Raw genomic sequence first — 273 nt, 5'->3', positions numbered from 1 at the left:
CAAACAGCGCCCACAACACCATCGAGCACAGAGCCGCGACCACGTTGCCGGCGTTTCCATAGCTCGCGCTGGGCTCTATGAAGGTGCTTAAAGCGTTCAGCCAGGTCATCACCGTTCTTCACCGTCAAAGTCACCACAAAAGGCCTCAGAGCCGTTTTCTCGGCTCGGATGACCTCCCACCTATCCAAGTAGGCTTTCATCGACTTAGCGCCCCGTCTAATGGCACACAGAGGGCAAAGCAGGTGCTTCATGCAGAAGCTGGCCGCATGCAGC

At 57.1% G+C, this 273-nt stretch carries 1 protein-coding gene; it reads right to left on the bottom strand.

From position 1 onward, the window contains the following. Positions 1–272, bottom strand: a 272-nt coding sequence (locus ABG80_RS22380; RefSeq protein WP_268760925.1) for a protein rep, incomplete at its 3' end; no start/stop codon positions are given. Position 273 lies beyond the last annotated feature (1 nt).

The organism is Aquabacterium parvum (assembly GCF_001447195.1).
GTDB lineage: Bacteria > Pseudomonadota > Gammaproteobacteria > Burkholderiales > Burkholderiaceae_C > Aquabacterium > Aquabacterium parvum.
This window is presented reverse-complemented; position numbering and strand designations above follow the sequence as displayed.